This is a genomic window from Pontibacter sp. YIM B11418 (genome assembly GCF_059278805.1).
The window spans coordinates 68,900-85,579 of sequence record NZ_JCAEMH010000008.1 but is presented as its reverse complement, the minus strand read 5'-3'; the positions used below and the strand labels follow the sequence as shown (position 1 = coordinate 85,579).

Here is a 16,680-nt window from a genome sequence, read left to right as displayed (position 1 = left end):
GCTCAAACTAACAGATGACAAAAAGTAAAACCCTAATAAGTTTGTTTGAAATCGGGCTTGGGAACGGATTGAATCATAAATATAAAGCATGTTTGCTAAATATGTATGCATGCCTATCTGTTTTTTGCCTGATTCCAGTAAATATCCATTTCTTTTAAGGACAAGTCCTGTAGTCGTTTGTCATCTTTAGCCGCCTCTCGCTCCATATACTGAAACCGATCTATAAATTTCAGATTGGTTTTCTCAAGTGCTTCTTCTGGGTTTATGTCAATAAAGCGGGCGAAATTTATGAGCGAAAAAAGCAGATCCCCAAACTCGCCGGTAGCTTTCTGATGGTCAATCGACTGGATATCCACTGTGTTAAATTCAGACTCAAATTCGTTCAGCTCCTCCTGCACCTTCTTCCATACCTCAGACTTATCATCCCAATCAAAGCCTGCACCCCGGGCTTTTTCCTGTATCCGCATGGCTTTCACCAAAGCCGGGAGTGAGGTTGGTACGCCGCCAAGCACAGACTTGTTGCCTTCTTTTAGTTTCAGACGCTCCCAATTCTGCTTTACCTCCTCCTCGGTGTTGGCGGTGACATCCCCATAAATATGCGGATGCCTGAAAATGAGCTTCTCGCAGAGTGAGTTGAGAACATCGGCTATATCAAAAGTCTTTTGCTCGGAAGCGATCTTGGCATAGAACACCATGTGCAGCATGATGTCGCCAATTTCCTTCTTGATCTCCTGTATATCCTCTCGGATAATGGCGTCGGATAATTCATAGGTTTCTTCAATGGTCAGATGGCGCAGACTCTCAATAGTCTGCTTTCTGTCCCAGGGGCACTTCTCGCGTAGCTCATCCATCACTTCCAGCAAACGGTCAAAGGCCTGTAGTTGGCGTCCGCGCGGACTGTCTTCAAATTTTTGCGTCTTATTCATAAACACAAAGATAATAAAATCATCTGGGGCGATGTTGTATTGCAAAACGGTGCAGTACACATCGCATGGCTTCTTTTTAAATATTAGATGCACCGGGCAGCTAAATTCCATAAACTGCTAAACCTTAATTCTAATTTATTACTTTTGCAGCTGAAAAAAATATTCTCGTAGTGGCTTTAATAAAATCAATTTCAGGAATCAGAGGTACGATAGGAGGAAAGGCAGGTGAAGCACTTACTCCTGTGGATGTGGTAAAATTTGCCGCCGCTTACGGTACCTGGGTATTGCAGACTACTGGCAACAATACCATTATAGTAGGACGCGACGCACGCCTGTCGGGTGACATGGTGAACAAACTGGTTTGCGCCACCTTGCAGGGGTTAGGTATAAATGTGGTCGATCTGGGGCTGTCAACGACGCCTACGGTAGAGATGGCGGTGCCTGACTACAAAGCTGGTGGCGGCATCATTCTGACAGCAAGTCACAACCCCAAGCAATGGAACGCGCTCAAGCTGCTCAACCACAAAGGTGAGTTCATTTCCGATGTCGAAGGGAAACTGGTGCTGGAACTGGCAGACAAGGAAGCCTTTGAGTTTGCGCAGGTGAACGACCTGGGCAGTTACCAACGTGACGATGAAGCGCTGCAAAAGCACATTGATACGATTCTGGCACTACCGCTTGTCGATGTAAACGCCATCAAAGAAAAAGACTTCAGCGTAGCCATCGACTGCGTGAACTCTTCCGGAGGTATAGCCATACCGATGCTGCTTGAAGCGCTGGGTGTTAATAAGGTTGAGAAACTGTTTTGCGAGCCGGACGGAAACTTCCCGCACAACCCGGAGCCGCTGCCAGAGAACCTGCGTGAGATTGCGCGCGTGATCGAGAAAGGTAAGTTCGACTTAGGTATAGTAGTTGACCCGGATGTAGATAGACTGGTCTTGGTCAATGAAGACGGCAGTATGTTCGGCGAGGAGTATACCTTGGTAGCTGTGGCCGATTACGTACTGAAGAATCAGGTAGGTAATACTGTCTCTAACCTTTCGTCTACCAGAGCACTGCGCGATGTGACCGAAAAGGCTGGCGGTAATTACTATGCTGCCGCTGTAGGCGAAGTGAATGTGGTGAACATGATGAAGGCTGAAAATGCGATCATCGGTGGAGAAGGTAATGGCGGCATTATTTATCCAGAGTTGCATTATGGTCGCGATGCCCTGGTAGGTATAGCTTTGTTCCTGACACACCTGGCCAAGTCAGGTATGAGCATGACGCGCCTGCGTGCCAGCTACCCCAATTACCATATCTCTAAAAATAAGATCGAGCTGACGCCTGATGTAGACGTGGACGATGTACTGCAGCAAATGCAGGAGCGCTACGCGAAGCAACCTATCAATACAATTGATGGCGTGAAGATCGAGTTTGACAAAGAGTGGGTACATCTGCGCAAATCAAACACAGAGCCGATCATCCGCATCTATGCCGAGTCGGAGAGCAATGCCACTGCCGAGCATCTGGCCAACAAAATTATTGCTGACATCAAAGAGATTATCTCTGCCAAAGCATAATGTGTTGTTGCTGTAGCATATTTAAAACTTAGCAATCGAAGGTTGCGCCAAAGGGGAAACCATGTTTTTTCTCCATTGGCGCAACTTTTTTTTATACTTTAGTAGTTCGTTTAAGAGAATCCAATACAAAATATCATGCGTGTTTATTTAGATAATGCAGCTACCACTCCTCTTGACAAAGAGGTTTTTGATGCCATGGCCCCTTTTATGCTGGAGCATTTCGGCAATCCTTCTTCCATCCATTCACATGGGCGCGAGGTGAGGTCTGCCATCGAAAAAGCTCGTCGCACGGTAGCTACGCTGCTAAACACGTCGCCTGCTGAGGTGTTTTTTACCTCCGGTGGCACCGAGGCTGATAATTCTGCTATTGTTTGTACCTGCCGTTCGCTAGGTATAAAGCACGCCATCACGACCAAACTGGAGCACCACGCTGTGCTGCACACCATGGAGATGCTGGAAAAGCAGGGTGATGTACAACTGAGTTACCTGCGCCACGACGAACGCGGCAACCTGGATCTGGAGCATCTGGAGGAGCTGTTGGCAAACCAGCCGCGCACGATCGTTTCGATCATGCATGCTAACAATGAGATCGGAACACTCAACGATATTGAGAAGATCGGAGAGATCTGCAGAAAGTATGATGCGATTTTCCATTCTGACACGGTGCAGACCATGGGGCATTACAAACACGATGTACAGCAGATTGGTGCTAATTTCCTGGTAGGTTCGGCGCACAAATTCCATGGTCCGAAGGGTGTTGGCTTCCTGTACTGCGATGCAGAGACCAAGATCCAGCCCCTGATTCAGGGAGGTTCTCAGGAGCGCAACATGCGTGGCGGTACTGAGAACGTGTATGGCATTATTGGTCTGGCCAAAGCGCTGGAGATTGCTTACCGCGATATGGCCGAGCACCAGAAGCATATGCAAAGCCTGAAAGACCGCATGATCTACAAACTGCGTGAGCAGATGGAGGATGTGAGCTTTAACGGTATGTCGGAGTTTGGTGACAAGAGCCTTTACACAGTGCTTAACGTGAGCCTGCCGGCCTCTGACATTAACGAAATGCTGTTGTTCAGCCTGGATATTGCCAAAATTTCGGCTTCGGGCGGAAGTGCCTGCAGCAGCGGTGCTAATGCCGGTTCGCATGTGCTTCGTGCGCTGGGTGTAGATCCGCTTCGCGGTTCTGTTCGCTTCTCTTTCAGCAAGTATAACACCGAGGCTGAGATCGATTACGTGGCCGAGACAGTTGCCAAAATATATAAAAAAGAGCTGGCCTAGGTATAGGCGCGCTCTGTCAGAATTATAAAAAGGCTTCAGCAGGAATGTTGGAGCCTTTCTTTATCAATCAAAAACCGAAACAGAATAAATTTAATCAATGAGAAGTATAGGCGTTTTTTGTGGAGCCAATACAGGTATGAACCCAGTGTATAGTGAAGCCTCGGCACAGTTAGGTGAGTTGATGGCGGCACAAGGTATAAAGCTGGTATACGGTGGAGGCAATGTGGGTTTGATGGGTGTGATCGCGGATGCCGTGCTGGCTGGTGGAGGTACAGGTATAGGCGTAATTCCGCAGAGCCTGGTAGACAGGGAGGTGGCCCATAAAGGATTGCAGGAATTAATTGTCGTTGAGACCATGCACGAGCGGAAAGCCATTATGGCGGCTCGTTCCGATGCTTTCATTGCCATGCCCGGCGGCTTTGGTACCTTCGATGAGATTTGCGAGATCATCACCTGGAATCAGCTCGGCATCATCAAAAAGCCTGTATCCTTTTATAACATCAACGGTTACTGGGACAAGTTCTTCGAGATGATCGACCATACGGTAAGTGAAGGTTTCGTGAAGCTTGATCATCGTGAAAACCTGATTGTGGAAAGTAACCCGGAGGTGCTGCTTCAGAAAATCAGAGAATATTCAGATACCACTTCCGATTACTGGGTCGATTTTAAGAGGATCTGATTGTTGATTGCTAATTGCTGCTTGTTGTTGTTAATTGTTGAGCAGTTGCGATTTAAAGGTTAAGCCTACTTGTAGGTATAGATCGTGGCAAAATTCGTTAAGTAGTTGCAGTTCGGGAAGTATCTAATTCCAGCCCTACGGCTCTTTCGGGTCTGCAATCCGGAGGTATACCTACGGCAAATACCAGCAGAGCAGCCCCTGAACTCACAGGGCTTAGTTTGACGACTTAGATCCGCGACCTCTTCGTGTTGCACGCAGGTATAGCAAAGTAGGAAGCGCGGCTAATGTTAGGATAACCTCCGCTGAGCTGAGATATTTATAAACCAGAAGCGCCGCTGTAAAATCTTACAGCGGCGCTTCTGGTTTATACCTGTGAAGTCATTTCCAAATCTTCACTTCTCCAAATTTTAAATCGCTCTAATTTTCCAGCACCATATTTTTTAAGGCTTCTACCCAGGTGTCGCTGGAGTTGAGGCTCTCGACAAGCACCCATTTCTCGCCGCCGGCGTGCTCAAACATCTCCTTGAACTCTTCACCCACCTCAATAGTGGTCTCAAGGCAGTCAGCCACGAAGGCAGGACTGAAGGCAAGCACTTTTTTGATGCCTTTGGCTGGCATGGTCTTTAGTATCTCGTCGGTGTAGGGTTGCAACCAAGGGTCGCTCAGCAGCCTGGATTGGAAAGCGATGGTATACTGTTCCTCGCGCAGACCAAGTGCTGCAGCCAGCAAACGGGAGGTCTCAAAGCAGGAAGCACGGTAACAGTAGCGGTTGCGCTTGTTGTAGCTGTTGCAGCATGAGCCCAGCTTGCAATAGCCGTGGTCACTGCCCTTGAGCACCTGCCGCTCCGGCACCCCGTGATAGCTGAATACCACATGGTCGTAGTCGTCCTCGGCCATGTACTTTTTGCCCAGCTCCGCAAAGGCGTTGATGAAGCCCGGGTCGTCGCAGTAGGTCGAGATGAAGTTGATGCTCGGGATAATCCACCATTCCCTGACGATCTCCATGATCTTATCCTGCACCGAACCGGTTGAGGCAGAGGCGTACTGTGGGAACAGGGGCACCACAATGATGCGGGAGACACTCTTATCCTGAAGCTCTTCCAGTGCGCTCTTGATGCTTGGGCTCTGGTAACGCATACCAAAAGCCACGTGGTAGTCATCGCCCAGGGCAGCCTGCAGTTTGACCTGCAGGTCGCGGCCATGGTACATGAGGGGCGAGCCGCGTTCGGTCCAGAGCTGCTGGTATACCTTGGCGGACTTAGGTGCCCGGAACGGCGCGATAATGCCGTTAACGAGAGCATAGCGGCCTACGGGGTTAATGTCGATCACGCGGCGGTCCAGCAGGAACTCGCGCAGGTATTTTCTTACGTCAGGAGTATTGGGCGTATCCGGTGTGCCCAGGTTTACCAGCAAAACCCCAATCTTGCCTGTTTTTTTCTTGCTCATCTATAACAAATAGTGCTGTTGCTTTACAAAGATACGAAGTATAACGAGTTAGTTATGATCGATAGTTTCTATGCCCTGATAGATGGTGGCAGGGTATAAAGCTAAAAGGAGGCGGAAATGTTTGAAAGTGCGCGCCAAGACCTTGTAGTTTCTTTAGACCTGCGAGCGCCTGACAGATCAGCCGTGGCCAAACAGGTATAGGTATAGGTATAGGTATAGGTATAGGTATAGGTATAGGTCGTAGCCTGACCAAATCTTGCACGAACAACAATTAACCATCAACAATTTAACAATTCACCAAATCGCTCAATCACATATTAAACTGAAATCCACACATTTTCACCGTGTTTCGTAAAAAAAGGAGTAATTTTGCATCCTTAAATTTTAGTGTATGTCCGAAAATCCGCACAAAGCCGGTTTTGTGAGTATAGTGGGGAAGCCCAATGTGGGTAAATCCACGCTTATGAACGCCCTGGTGGGGGAGAAGCTGTCTATTATCACATCCAAAGCCCAGACCACCCGCCATCGCATCATGGGTATCCTGAACGGTGATGATTTCCAGATCGTGTACTCTGACACGCCTGGTATCATCAAGCCGCAGTATGCGTTGCACGAGTCGATGATGAGTTTTGTGCGCACCTCGCTGGAGGATGCAGACATCATCCTGTTTGTGACGGACATCTACGAGAAGCACGATGAGGACGATGTGATCAAACGTCTGCAGCACGCCAATGTGCCGATCCTGCTGCTCATCAACAAGATTGACCAGGCCACCGAGGAGGAAGTGAACGAGAAGGTAGCTTACTGGCAGGAGAAGATGAACCCGACCGAGATTCACCCGATTTCGGCTTTGCATAATTTCGGAGTAGAGCAATTGTTCGCCCGTTTGCTGGCGTTGTTGCCAGAGCACCCGGCTTTTTATCCGAAAGATGAACTGACTGACAAGCCCGAGCGTTTCTTTGTGTCTGAGATCATCCGCGAGAAGATTTTACTCAACTACAAAAAGGAAATTCCCTACAGCTGCGAAGTGGTGGTAGAGGAGTTTAAGGAAGAAGAGGACATTATCCGTATCCGGGCTGAGATCAGCGTGGAGCGCAAGAGCCAGAAGGGCATTGTGATCGGCCACAAAGGCGAGGCGCTGAAAAAAGTAGGTACACAGGCCCGTGTGGATATGGAGCAGTTTTTCCAGAAAAAGATATTTCTTGATTTATACGTGCGCGTGAACGAGAACTGGCGAACCGACCAGAAGCTGTTACGCCGATTCGGCTACAGCGAGTAGCGCACTATTAAAGCTTCGGGGCAAGGTGCTCCGGGGGCACTTTAACTATTTTATTTTATTTCGATGTCAACCAACATCATTGCAATCGTAGGCCGCCCGAACGTGGGCAAGTCTACACTTTTTAACCGCCTTGTAGGGCGCCGCCAAGCCATTATGGACAACGAGAGCGGCGTGACCCGCGACCGCAGCTACGGCCACGGCGACTGGATCGGCAAGTACTTCACCGTGATCGACACGGGTGGCTACGTGCACGGATCAGACGATATTTTTGAAGGAGAGATCAACAAACAGGTAGAGCTGGCTATTAAAGAAGCCGATGTGATCCTGTTTATGGTGGACGTAGAGGCAGGCGTAACCAGCCTGGACGAAGAATTTGCCAACGTACTGCGCCGCACCGACAAGCCTATTTATGTAGTAGCCAACAAAGCCGACACCAATGCCCGTGCCCACCAAATGGGGGAGTTTTATGCTTTGGGCCTAGGTATAGACGTATTCCCGGTATCGTCGCAAAGTGGCTCCGGCACCGGCGACCTGCTGGACGAGGTGGTAAAACACTTCAAAACAGAAGGCACAGAAGACCCGGATGCAGGTATACCCAGACTTGCCGTGTTGGGCCGCCCGAACGTAGGCAAGTCCTCATTTGTAAACATGCTGCTGGGCGTGGAGCGTAACATTGTAACCGATATTGCTGGTACCACCCGCGACGCGATCGACTCCCGCTACAACGCCTTTGGCAAAGAGTTTATCATTGTCGACACGGCTGGTCTGCGCCGCAAAAGCAAAGTGAGCGAGGACATTGAATTCTACTCGGTGATGCGCTCGGTGCGTGCCCTGGAAGATGCCGATGTGTGTATTGTGATGCTGGACGCCACCAGAGGGATAGAGTCGCAGGACGTGAACATTATCTCGCTGGCTGAGAAAAACCGCAAAGGCATCGTGATACTGGTGAACAAGTGGGACATGGTGGAGAAGGATACGCATACCACCAAGGAGTTCGAAGAGAAAATACTCGAAGCGATTGCTCCTATCAAGTATGTGCCGATCATTTTCACATCGGTAGTTACCAAGCAGCGTGTGCACAAAGCTGTTGAGACGGCGATGGAGGTATACGAGCAGAAAACCCGTAAAATTTCTACTTCAAAGCTGAACGATAAGATCCTGCCGGATATTGAGCGCTATCCGCCACCATCCGTGAAAGGCAAGTTCATCAAGATCAAGTACGTGACGCAACTGCCGACGCATAACCCAACGTTTGCGTTCTTCTGCAACCTGCCGCAGTATGTAAAGGAGCCGTATACGCGCTATCTGGAAAACAGCATCCGGAAGCATTTTGGCTTTGAAGGTGTGCCGATCAAAGTGTTGTTTAAGAAAAAATAAAAGCTTCTGTATCAATATATTCAGATATAGAGTTATATTTGAAGCTTCATCCTTAACCAATCACAAAACATTATGAAAAAAGTATTCGGTTTACTATTCGTTGCAGGTCTTTTCACGTTCGCATCTTGCAACAACGCAGAAGAAACTGCAACTGAAGTTGAAACTACTGAAACAGTAGAAGAAGTAGAAGTTGAGACTGAAGTAGAGACAGACACCACTACTACTATCGAAGAAGACACAACTGCTGTTCAGTAGTCACAAGTACCAGTACTACCAGCCGCAAGGCTTGGCAAAAGAAAAAAGCACTCCCTGGAGTGCTTTTTTTATATATATACCTCAACTAATATGTACAGGCTGCGTATTGGCATTCAAGCTTCGGTGCAGGGTGGTGTCCGTTGCCATAACCAACTATTTTCCACCATCACATTAAACTTATAAACATGAAAAAGTCAATTTACCTTTTCCTAGCCGCTGGTCTTTTCACATTCACATTCGCATCTTGCGACTCTGCAACTGATGAGAGAGCTGACCAGGTAGAAGACGCTGCTGAAGAGCAAGCGGATCAGATTGAAGAAGCTGGTGAGCAAGAAGCAGACCGCATTGAAGACGGCGACACAGCTGTAGTTCAGTAGTCTCACGTTACGTATACACAGCAAAAGAGCGGGCTCATGAAGAGTCCGCTCTTTTGTTTTGGCTTGGTTTAAACCGATTACGGGCCCAGCCGCTTCTGAATCATGCTGTTTACCAGCGCAAAGAGCCGTTTTGGAGTATAGGTTCGCCAATGCAACTCATCCAGTGTGCCACCCGTGTTGACGTAGGAGTCAATGTTGTAGCTGCGCATCTCGCTGAGCACAAAATCCCGGAAACTAATGGCCGCGATCCAGCCTTCCTCCACATCCTCAAACCACTCTTCGTAGTAGTCGTCTTCGGAGCCGTGGAAGTTGAACACATTCTCGCCGATCAGGATAAAGTGCTTGATGCCCTCCTGCACCAGCGGATCAATGATGTTGCGTTTGAGCTTCATGATGTCGTTGTGGAGCGCATCGTTCCACTCCCCTATAAACTCGATCACGGCAAAACCCAGGTCGTAATCGGCATACAGGATTTTCAGAAATAGCGTCTCAGAGTCGATGTCGTCCCACTGCGGGTGTATGTAGTAACCATAGATGGTATGGGTGTACTGCAGCAGGCTGTTCTCGGCGCCATACAGTGGAGAGCGTGGGTCTTCGGCAGCTGAGTATAGCTCCAGCCAATTATAAAAGGGTTCAATGTCATGCATAAGTCAATCTATTCTGCGCCTGTGTCAGAGGCTGGCATTTGTCAGTCTACTTAAAGATTATGGACAAAGTTGGCTATATTTAAGGAAGAAATCTCCTGATTAAGTCAACTCCTATGTGCCGATGCAGGTATAAGCGGGTACAAAATAGCCACTGTATATGCTAAGGCTTTCCTGAATACGTTATAACATGGCACGTTCCAACTGAAAACACCACCCATCTTCTATGCAGTTCACATTCAGATCCAAATTTTTTAAGCCTGCGGGTGCTATACTCTTCCTGCTGGCCATGCTGAGTTTTAGTGCCCAGGCAGTAGCCAAGGCAGATTATACCAAAGACTACCACCCCCACATCAACAAAGCCGAACGGCTGGTGATGGCGAAAGACTACGAAGGCGCCCTGCAGGTATACCAACAGGCTTTTGCAGCCGTGCCACATGGTTTTGCCCGCGACTACTACAATGCGGCCGTATGCGCGGGGCTCACCGGGCACGGAAAACAAGGTATAAATTATTTGGAGAAGCTGGTAGAAAAAGGGGTGTCGCTGGAATACCTGGAGCAGCAGGAGGCGCTTGATACCCTGAGAGCTCACAAAGGCTGGAAGAAGTTTGTCAAAAAGTACCCGAAGCGCCGCAAAGCCTTCCGGGAGAACACGAACATCGACCTGCGTGCTGACTTGGACGAACTCTGGGCACGGGATCAGTTCTTCCGCCAGGCGAAAGGAGGCCTGCGCGTTCATGCCGATACGATCCGGAAAATAGAGGCTGACAACGTGAAAAGACTGCTGGCCTGGGTCAGCAAGCACGGCTATCCGGGAGAGGATCTGATTGGATTGCCCGACACGCTGGAGGTGTTGCCCCGCTTTAGCATCGTGATTCAAAGGCAGACCACTGCCCGAAACGGATTTGATTTCAAGACGGTGCTCACCCAGGCAGTGCAGGAGGGCAAGCTCGACCCGCATGCAGCTGCCTACCTGATGGACCAGCAGCAGGGCAAGAACCTATACCGGTCCAAAGTGCTGGCCCGCGTCATTTGTAATAAACCGGAAGACTGCAAGGATGACAAGGAATTTGGGGACCTGTCGAGCCGCTACCTGGTGCAGCGTATGAGTGAGGAGGAAGAGGCAAAGGCGAACGAGCTTCGCCAGGAACTTGGTCTGGAACCTGTAGCCGACTACCGCGAGAAGATGCGGTACGCTATAAAAGATGATCGCTTTAAGCTAGGCTATGACTGGGCGGTGATCAATTACAAAGTGCCGAGCAAAGAAGCCGCGAAAGTACTGGTAGAGAGCATGGCCATATTGGATTAGCTATTTCCAGACGTTTACCAAAACAGATCGGCCTGCCAGCGTTTTCTTATGCTGGCAGGCCGATCTGTTTTTTAGGTATAGGCTTTATGAAATAGCATTGCCATTGCGGTAGGCCTCGATGGCGGCGCGTACGCTGCCGTACTTCTTGAGTAGAGCAGCAGCCTTTGGTTTTGCCAGCTGCAATTCGTCCATCAGCATGCGAGTGCCACGTTCTACCAGCTTCGTGTTGGATAGCTGCATGTCTACCATTTTGTTCCCTCTCACGTGGCCGAGCTGAATCATGGTAGCTGTGGTGAGCATGTTGAGCACGAGTTTCTGGGCGGTACCGGCTTTCATGCGGGTGCTACCCGTCACAAATTCCGGCCCGGTGATCACTTCTACAGGATAGTCGGCAACGGCAGCCACGGGGCTATTGGCATTGCACACGATACAGCCGGTGGCTATACCTGCACGACGGCAAGCTTCTAGGCCACCCACCACATAAGGTGTTGTGCCCGATGCGGCTATACCTACCACCATGTCTTTATCCGTGATGGTATGCTCCTGCAGGTCTTTCCAGGCTTGTTTGGTGTCATCCTCTGCAAACTCCACCGCCTTCCGGATAGCGCCATCGCCACCTGCAATTATGCCAATGACCATGCCATGCGGCACACCGTATGTGGGAGGGCATTCTGATGCGTCCAGAATGCCGAGGCGTCCGCTGGTGCCTGCTCCAATGTAGAAGAGCCGGCCACCCTCGCGGAGAAGTTCTACAGTGGCGTTCACCAAGGTTTCAATATGCGGAATTACCCGCTCAACGGCTATGGGCACACTTTTGTCTTCCTGGTTAATGCAGGTGAGCAACTCGTGCACAGGCATTTGCTCTAATTTATTGTAAAGTGAGTCGGATTCGGTAGTAGACACTGTGGTGGTAAGTCAAATTTGATTTCAGAAAATAAGTATACGTCCGCTTAGGCATTCTGCATTTTGAGCAGCTCCTGGTGGTACTTGATCAGGCCTTCGCTCGGGCTAGAGATGATGACCCCAATGTGGCAGCCGTATTTCTTTGCCACCAGCTTAAGCGTGTCTGCAAAATGAAACGCGATAGATCCGACAAAGTTTACGGGCAGTTCGCCGAAGCCCTCGTACTTGCTCACATGGCGCTCGAAGAACTCCTCAAAGTTCTCGTAAATCATTTCCTTGATCACCGGATTCTTGCGCTTCTCGTGCATGAACTTGGCAAAAGTCGCCAGGTACTGGCTGGGTATGTCGGAGCCGTACACCGCATCCAGAATGCCGTTCTTGGTGAGGTTATACCTGTTTGTAAGTGAAGTCGCCAGCTCTTCAGGCAGCTCGCGGTACATGTAGGCTTTGATCAGGAGTTTGCCTAAATAGGCGCCACTTCCTTCGTCCCCCATCAGGAAACCCAGCGAAGTCACGTTGTCGATGATGTTCTTGCCATCGTAGAGGCAGGAGTTGGAGCCTGTGCCCAGGATACAGGCTATACCTGGCTTGTGACCGCACAGCGCGCGCGCAGCTGCCAGCAGGTCGTGGTCCACGTAGTTAGGTATACCTGGGAAGGCACGGCTCAGGGCATCTTCCACACGTCTGTTACGCTCAGGGGAGCTGCAGCCGGTGCCATAGTAGTAAATGGCGCTGATGTTTCTCTCTTTTAGCTGAGGCAGCAGCTCAGCCTCAAAAATGGTGTAGATCTTGTCAGTATCCAGGTACTGGGGGCTGATGCCAGTGGTGGTGACCTGTTCGTACTCGTTGTCGACATCAATGGTGCGCCAGTCTGTTTTGGTAGCACCGCTGTCAGCTATCAGAATCATAATATTGGTAAATTATAGTTGATCAGGAGCCTGCCTGCCATGCTGACAAACTCCCTCTGCTTTATTTTCGGTATACTGAGTTTTTGACTAGTCCGATCACCTCAAATTTGTCAAACACATATTCGGTATGCGGGGCGTCCTTTAGTTCCTCGGTCAGATCCTGCCCGGCCCAGTGTTCGTAATGGTTGCCGCTCCGCCAGAGCCTCGATTTTTTTACGTCGTAGATCAGCCCCTTGTAGGCTACCCACACATCGTCACGGTCCTGGCCATTGCGCAGGGCGAGCTGTTGCAGGGTATATTCCGGGAGATTTTCTTCCATTTAATGGCAGGTCCCAGAGGACCTGGATTGCAAATATAATAATACTGCCTTAGTGATTGGGGCAAACGGAGCAGAATCAGGTTTGTTTCTTTGTTCGACCCCTGAGTTTTAGCCGATACGGGCCTGTGTCAGTATCCAGCGGTTGGGCACTTCGCCTTTAATGGCCTGCAGATAGTCTTCGTAACTGCAGGGCACAATGCGTGGGCTCTTCTCACTTGAAAGAGGCTCCACCTCCATCCACCACTTTTCACTCACTTTGCTTTTAAAGAATGTCATGCGGTCGGGAGCGTCGTTGAAGGCCACAGCATATTTTGTAAACTTGCTGGAGCTGAACTCTATTTCGTGCTTGCGGTGGTAGAATCCCTCGATGAAGTACCAGACCATGGTAGCAATCGTCATGGCCGTCAGCTCTTGTCCATCCTGTTCCGGTTCATATTCATAAATTCCCAGCGATGTCATCTGGTCACTCAGGCCCGCATACCAGCACAGTTGGCAGGCCTCCTCGCCGGTGAGCCCAAACGGATTGGCCGGGGTATAGCCCGGTGCATCCTGATGGCGGATAGCGGAAATATCGAAGGTGAGCAGGTCGGCCTGGCGCACAACGGGCTCCATTTCCTGCAGGCTGCGGTGCACCTCGCCCACACGGTAAGCCTCAAAGTGAAGCTTCTCAAAGGTAGCCATCACCTCCGGGTCCACCAGGTACGACTGGTAGCCAATCTGCCCCAGGCTGAAGAGGTAGTTGGGTTCGTGCATCAGAATCTGGTGCAGTTGCTTTTTGTTGGTGGGCACATCATTGTCTTCGCTCATGTCCACGCTGCTGTCTACGGTCACCATATTCACGGCGCGATCCAGGTGCTCGTAGCCCATGTACTGCCCATACTCCAGATCATGCGAACCACCAATGATGACAGGTATGGTGTTGTGCGAAATAAGAATTTCCACAATCTCTTTCAGGCGCAAATAAGTGTCATCGAGCGTTATACCTGAGCGCAGGTTGCCTAAGTCTACTATGTTGCAGCGGCCGGTTCCTTTGTGCAGGCTGTAGAGTTTTTTACGCACGGCTCGGGCCGGAAACACCTCTGATTCTGTCTCTTCTCCCCGTCCACGGGTTTCATTTACACCGATCAGGGCAATATCGGCGGAGCGCCAATCCGGGAATTTGCCTGTGAAGCGGCCGATGTAGGCACCGAGCGTGCGCGGCTTGTCGAGCAGCGCAAAGACGTCCTCATTCAGAGGCTCGAAGAAAATAGAAAGATTCATACAACAGTATCAGGAAGGTCAAATATAGCAAAAATGCAGCTTTTGCGAGCGCCTTTTAGCTAAGTATAACTTTTTAGTGTAAAAAGTGCTATCAATATAAGGATTGACAAATATTTGTGCAGGCAGGTATAGAAATTTCAGAAAAAAATAGTTAAAATGCACTAAAGAACGCAGGCATGGCCGATGTTGTGCCATTAAGCATACTGCCCTACATAAGACTGACACTAACCTAAGCAATCACCATGAATGTAACCCGCGCCCTGGATCTGCTGCCTTTTCAGTTGCAAAATCTGCCTCAGCCCGACTGTCTTGCCACAAAAGTTAACGGACAATGGATTAAATACAGCACGCAGGACGTGCAGGACATGGCCAACAAGGTGAGTCTTGGTCTGCTGAAGCTAGGTATAGGCAAAGGCGATAAAGTAGCCATCATTTCCCTGAATCGTCCGGAGTGGGTGTTCGCTGACTTCGGTATCCAGCAGATAGGTGCTATCAGCGTGCCAATGTACCCGACCATTACTGTAGAAGATTACCGCTACATCTTCAACGATGCGGAGGTGAAGGCGGTGTTTGTGTCTGACGCTGAACTTTACAACAAAGTGGTGGCAGCTACCGAGGGGATGGAAAGCATCAAAGAAATCTATACCTTCGACGAGATACACGGCGCCAGGCACTGGAAAGAAGTAGTGAAAATGGCTGAAGGAGAAGATGTGGCGAAACTTGAACCGATGAAAGCGGCTGTTTCGCCTGACGATGTCCTGACCATTATCTATACCTCCGGAACAACCGGCAACCCGAAAGGGGTGATGCTGACCAATAACAACATTATCAGCAACGTAACGGGCACACTACCTTATGTGCCGGTTAACCAGCACCATCGCGCGCTGAGCTTCCTGCCGCTTTGCCACATTTTCGAACGCATGCTCCTTTATTTATACATGCGCATCGGGGTGTCCATCTACTATGCCGAGAGTATCGAGAAAGTGGCCGACAACCTGAAAGAAGTGCAGCCGCATGTGTTCACTACGGTGCCGCGTCTGCTTGAGAAGGTATATGACAAGATCGTGGCCAAAGGTATGGAACTGACCGGCGTGAAGCGCAAGCTGTTCTTCTGGGCGCTGGAGCTCGGTCTCGAGTACGATACCCGCGAAGACAAAGGTTGGTGGTACAACAAACAGCTCGAACTGGCCAATAAGTTGATCTTCAGTAAGTGGCGCGAGGCGCTGGGCGGCAACATTATTGCGATCGTTTCGGGTGGCGCTGCGCTGCAGCCACGTCTGGCGCGCGTGTTCTGGTCGGCCAACATCCGCGTGATGGAAGGCTATGGATTAACAGAAACCTCTCCCGTAATCGCTGTGAACCGTTTTGAGCCGGAAAATAATGCGATTGGCACCGTTGGCCTGCCGATTGACGGTGTGGAAGTGAAAATTGCAGAGGACGGCGAGATCCTCACCCGCGGACCGCACGTAATGAAAGGCTATTACAAAAAGCCAGACCTGACGGCTGAAGTGATCGATGCTGAAGGCTGGTTCCATACCGGTGACATTGGGGAACTGGTAGACGGCAAGTATATAAAGATCACGGACCGCAAGAAAGAAATGTTCAAGACGTCGGGTGGCAAGTATGTGGCACCGCAACCAATCGAGAACAAGCTGAAGGAGTCAGTGGTGATTGAGCAGGCCATGGTGGTAGGTGCCGGACAAAAGTACGCCGCCGCGCTCATCGTGCCTTCGTTCCTGGGCCTGCAGGACTGGTGCGCTCACAAAGGTATACCGTATACCTCTGATGCCGATATGATAAAGAAACCAGAGATTCTGGAAAAGTATAAGCGTGAGATAGAGAAGACGAACGAAGGCCTGGCGCAGTACGAGACCATCAAGAAGTTCACGCTCGTACCGAATATGTGGACCGTAGAAAGCGGCGAGCTGACACCAACCCTGAAAGTGAAGCGCAAGAACATTACGGCCAACTACCAGAAAGAAATCGACAGCATGTATTAATCGATTCCAAAATAAACGGTAGACCGTCTGAATAACAAAAAACCCTTTCCCGGCCGGAAAGGGTTTTTTGTTTGTAACCATTCTCCGGATTATACATAAACTAGAGCAAAAGGTACTATAGCACGTAATCCGCTTTCGTGAGCGAAAGCGGATGGGGA

Annotated in this window: 16 protein-coding genes; 9 read left to right on the top strand and 7 right to left on the bottom strand. The window is 49.8% G+C overall.

What is annotated here, in order from left to right; translation table 11 throughout:
* Window positions 1-113: 113 nt before the first annotated feature.
* Entirely contained in the window at window positions 114-926 is an 813-nt protein-coding gene (gene mazG, locus AC4QZR_RS18375; protein WP_494482228.1) for a nucleoside triphosphate pyrophosphohydrolase, read from the bottom strand.
* Window positions 927-1,096: 170 nt separating this feature from the next.
* Between mazG and glmM the strand changes: the two genes are divergently transcribed.
* The 3 genes from glmM (at window position 1,097) to AC4QZR_RS18360 (ending at window position 4,445) form a co-directional block, all read left to right on the top strand.
* Complete coding sequence (glmM, locus tag AC4QZR_RS18370; protein WP_494482227.1) at window positions 1,097-2,488, top strand: phosphoglucosamine mutase; 1,392 nt, start codon at window positions 1,097-1,099, stop codon at window positions 2,486-2,488.
* 135 nt (window positions 2,489-2,623) lie between these two features.
* Window positions 2,624-3,766, top strand: coding sequence for a cysteine desulfurase family protein (locus AC4QZR_RS18365; RefSeq protein WP_494482226.1), 1,143 nt, complete (start codon window positions 2,624-2,626; stop codon window positions 3,764-3,766).
* A gap of 97 nt (window positions 3,767-3,863) precedes the next feature.
* Window positions 3,864-4,445 (top strand): LOG family protein, encoded by a 582-nt coding sequence (locus AC4QZR_RS18360; RefSeq protein ID WP_494482225.1) that lies wholly within the window; start codon window positions 3,864-3,866, stop codon window positions 4,443-4,445.
* Window positions 4,446-4,862: 417 nt separating this feature from the next.
* Here the strand turns inward: AC4QZR_RS18360 and hemH are convergent, their stop codons facing one another.
* Window positions 4,863-5,891, bottom strand: a complete 1,029-nt coding sequence (gene hemH / locus AC4QZR_RS18355) for a ferrochelatase (RefSeq protein WP_494482224.1) — start codon at window positions 5,889-5,891, stop codon at window positions 4,863-4,865.
* Between the two features lie 391 nt (window positions 5,892-6,282).
* Between hemH and era the strand changes: the two genes are divergently transcribed.
* The 4 genes from era to AC4QZR_RS18335 all read left to right on the top strand — a co-directional run bounded on the left by era (window position 6,283) and on the right by AC4QZR_RS18335 (window position 9,179).
* Window positions 6,283-7,170 (top strand): GTPase Era, encoded by an 888-nt coding sequence (gene era, locus AC4QZR_RS18350; RefSeq protein ID WP_494482223.1) that lies wholly within the window; start codon window positions 6,283-6,285, stop codon window positions 7,168-7,170.
* Between the two features lie 63 nt (window positions 7,171-7,233).
* Complete coding sequence (gene der / locus AC4QZR_RS18345; RefSeq protein ID WP_494482222.1) at window positions 7,234-8,547, top strand: ribosome biogenesis GTPase Der; 1,314 nt, start codon at window positions 7,234-7,236, stop codon at window positions 8,545-8,547.
* Window positions 8,548-8,619: 72 nt separating this feature from the next.
* On the top strand, window positions 8,620-8,802 hold the full coding sequence (locus AC4QZR_RS18340) for a hypothetical protein (protein WP_494482221.1): 183 nt from the start codon (window positions 8,620-8,622) through the stop codon (window positions 8,800-8,802).
* A 185-nt stretch (window positions 8,803-8,987) separates the two neighbouring features.
* Window positions 8,988-9,179 (top strand): hypothetical protein, encoded by a 192-nt coding sequence (locus AC4QZR_RS18335; RefSeq protein ID WP_253406425.1) that lies wholly within the window; start codon window positions 8,988-8,990, stop codon window positions 9,177-9,179.
* Between the two features lie 77 nt (window positions 9,180-9,256).
* On the opposite strand, the gene AC4QZR_RS18330 is transcribed toward AC4QZR_RS18335, so the two are convergent.
* Window positions 9,257-9,826, bottom strand: a complete 570-nt coding sequence (locus tag AC4QZR_RS18330; protein WP_253406424.1) for a hypothetical protein — start codon at window positions 9,824-9,826, stop codon at window positions 9,257-9,259.
* A gap of 223 nt (window positions 9,827-10,049) precedes the next feature.
* On the opposite strand from AC4QZR_RS18330, the gene AC4QZR_RS18325 reads away from it, so the two are divergent.
* On the top strand, window positions 10,050-11,132 hold the full coding sequence (locus AC4QZR_RS18325) for a hypothetical protein (protein WP_494482220.1): 1,083 nt from the start codon (window positions 10,050-10,052) through the stop codon (window positions 11,130-11,132).
* A gap of 84 nt (window positions 11,133-11,216) precedes the next feature.
* Here AC4QZR_RS18325 and murQ read toward each other — a convergent pair whose 3' ends face one another.
* The 4 genes from murQ to AC4QZR_RS18305 form a co-directional block, all read right to left on the bottom strand.
* A complete protein-coding gene (gene murQ / locus AC4QZR_RS18320; protein ID WP_494482219.1) occupies window positions 11,217-12,035 on the bottom strand; it encodes an N-acetylmuramic acid 6-phosphate etherase in 819 nt (272 codons plus the stop codon).
* Window positions 12,036-12,082: 47 nt separating this feature from the next.
* Complete coding sequence (locus tag AC4QZR_RS18315) at window positions 12,083-12,943, bottom strand: hypothetical protein (RefSeq protein ID WP_494482218.1); 861 nt, start codon at window positions 12,941-12,943, stop codon at window positions 12,083-12,085.
* Between the two features lie 61 nt (window positions 12,944-13,004).
* Window positions 13,005-13,262 (bottom strand): cytochrome b5 domain-containing protein, encoded by a 258-nt coding sequence (locus AC4QZR_RS18310; protein WP_253406421.1) that lies wholly within the window; start codon window positions 13,260-13,262, stop codon window positions 13,005-13,007.
* A gap of 108 nt (window positions 13,263-13,370) precedes the next feature.
* A complete protein-coding gene (locus tag AC4QZR_RS18305) occupies window positions 13,371-14,522 on the bottom strand; it encodes a formimidoylglutamase (protein ID WP_494482217.1) in 1,152 nt (383 codons plus the stop codon).
* 242 nt (window positions 14,523-14,764) lie between these two features.
* Here AC4QZR_RS18305 and AC4QZR_RS18300 point away from each other — a divergent pair, with 242 nt between their 5' ends.
* Entirely contained in the window at window positions 14,765-16,522 is a 1,758-nt protein-coding gene (locus AC4QZR_RS18300) for an AMP-dependent synthetase/ligase (RefSeq protein WP_494482216.1), read from the top strand.
* The last annotated feature ends 158 nt before the right edge of the window (window positions 16,523-16,680 follow it).